2 protein-coding genes and 1 pseudogene are annotated in these 2,276 nt (G+C 45.0%); 1 reads left to right on the top strand and 2 read right to left on the bottom strand.

All coding sequences use genetic code 11. The features are described from left to right. A partial coding sequence (locus tag V6C93_RS34035; protein WP_333481119.1) for an N-acetylmuramoyl-L-alanine amidase occupies positions 1-749 on the bottom strand: 749 nt, incomplete at its 3' end. Positions 750-972: 223 nt separating this feature from the next. Beyond that, on the bottom strand, positions 973-1,647 hold the full coding sequence (locus V6C93_RS34030; RefSeq protein ID WP_333481118.1) for a M23 family metallopeptidase: 675 nt from the start codon (positions 1,645-1,647) through the stop codon (positions 973-975). 431 nt (positions 1,648-2,078) lie between these two features. Between V6C93_RS34030 and V6C93_RS34025 the strand changes: the two are divergent. Next, positions 2,079-2,276 (top strand): annotated as a pseudogene (locus tag V6C93_RS34025) (hypothetical protein); the annotation flags it as partial.

Below are 2,276 nucleotides of genomic sequence, written 5' to 3'. Positions count from 1 at the left end.
GGTCTAAGTACAGGCTTAGCTAATATTTGTTCAATCGCTTGCCATGTCGTCGGCCCAGCAATTCCATTTTCCGTGATACCAACAATTCGTTGGAAGTTGCGGATAGCAGCTTTAGTTTCATTATCCAAAGAGCCGTCTTCTACCAAAGGTTTAGCGTTATCATCGGTAATTTTTAATCGATTTAAAGCTTTCTGTAGGTCTAGAATCGTTTTCTTTTCAGCCTCATCCGGATTCGGCGCAGTTTGTCCAGTTAATCCTTTGACAATGGCATCAGCTAGATCATCTGGATTGTACCGTTTCATATCTTGTTGAGAATCGCAGAAACAGCATTCAACAAGAATGGCTGGCATATTTGTATTTTTGAGGACATACAAATGGGAGCCGTCTTTAATTCCTCGATTGAAGTATCCCAGCTTCAGGATATTTTCTAAAACAGGCTTGGCAATCCTTCGGCCTGCATCACTTGTTGCAAAGACTTCCGTTCCAGTCGTTTGCCCATTAAAGTTGTTGAAGTGTATTGATACATAAGTATCCACTCGATTTGAGTTAGCGGCATCGCATCGTTGCTGGAGGGAGTCTTTGACAGTACTAGCACGACTCGGCTTGCAGTCAATCACTTGATGACCGAGCAATTTTAACTTGGAGATGACTCGAGTTCCTACCTCCATCGTTAGGTTATCTTCCTGCCGGAGTCCTCGGGCTCCCGTGTCAGGAGGACAGTTATGACCAATATCTATTCCGTATTTCATTGAAATTCCCGCTGAACTACTAGAGGCTTTGAGCCGTTTTTCTTACGTTAAGCTTCCCGGAGAAATAGAGGTTTCTATTACAACCCTTGTTCAATAAACTCTCCAAAATTAATGATTCATCAACTTCCTTCTCTTATTGCCTGTGTTCTCTTTGGTTTCTCAAAAAACTCACCACTCCAATCGGATGGCGATATATCTCTAGTCTACATTTTGAGAAATGCTATCAATCCCGTTGGCTCTTGTACTTAGCCACCGACCTAGTGGCAGCTTGTTGGTTGTACATTGCCCGAAGCACTAGAGCTGGGTCTACATATTGGTTGGCATATTTCACCCCCCAGTGTAGATGAGGGCCAGTTGTACGACCCGTCATTCCCACGCGACCAATTCGATCTCCCGATGTTACCTGTTGACCTTCCCAGATTTGAATACCACCGGTGCGATCGATTAGATAACGGCGACCATAAGCGGTTTCAACATGGCCTTTCATGTGGCAGTAGACATGGGTCCAGTCTCCTGATTGAATCTTAATTAAAGTGCCACAAGCCGTATTATCAGAGAGTTCTATAACCTGACCTGTCCACCAACTACGGATATAGCTTCCTTCCGGAGCGGCGATATCTAAGCCTCCATGAAATTCCCATCCCCCACCTCCTGTAGCAGACCGTCGGTAGCCGAAACCAGAGGTGTACGCTTGAAAGTTTTCTACAGGAAAAGAGCCCCCTTGCCAAGAATTTCCCGTTGCTATCTGGACTGAGCGAGGTTCCGAGGCTCTAGCTCGCTCTTTATACAGCCCTCCTACTGTAATTACACTCATTAGACTCAGCACAGCCAAAAATAGCAGGCGTCGATTGGAACTGTTACTCTTTTGCTGCTGGAGGGGCTTAGTGACTTGCTGCATTTGTTTACTTCTCTACGGCTTGATGAACTAATCAGTGGGGTAACTCACACGAAAGAATGTAGTAACTATTCTTCACATTCCTGGTTTGTAGCGGCTTTGGTTCAGTAGCTGGCACCCAATGCAATACTTTACCTACCTCCGCGTTCATTTGGAGTTGGGGAAGTTCACCGGATAGAGTTTTACCTTCACGAATTAATTCCTCGCAGGATCTTAATCTCTCAGAATCTGCATTGTCACCCTCTTGCCCCTAATTGTGAGGTTGAAGGGTTGTGGGGAAGACACTTCTTGAGGGAAGACGCTTAAAGCAGTAGAGGGTTCCAAAAAATTCCCTTTGCCAGAAAATCCGACCTTTTTAGTATTTCTTCAGTCGTGTACTTTTGTTAAGATGCCTGAATAGTTGTTAATTTGCTGCTCTCCCCCTAGCACTACCCATGCTGACTAATATTTTTCCATTTCAATTCGCCCTAGATTCTACAATCATCGCCGGTTCATCCTTGTGGGCACTGGCTTTGTATTTGAGCTGCTCATCCTTAAGTCAATGGTTAATGGAGCAACTCAATCGCTGGTTCAATTTTGCTCAAGCGTCGCTCTACGCTTCAGCGAAGGAAGTTGAGAGCGATCGCAAGGGG

Origin of the sequence: Allocoleopsis sp., assembly GCF_036703385.1 — a bacterium.
GTDB lineage: Bacteria > Cyanobacteriota > Cyanobacteriia > Cyanobacteriales > Coleofasciculaceae > Allocoleopsis.
The sequence above is the reverse complement of the archived record's forward strand: the minus strand, read 5'-3'. Positions and strand labels throughout refer to the sequence as shown.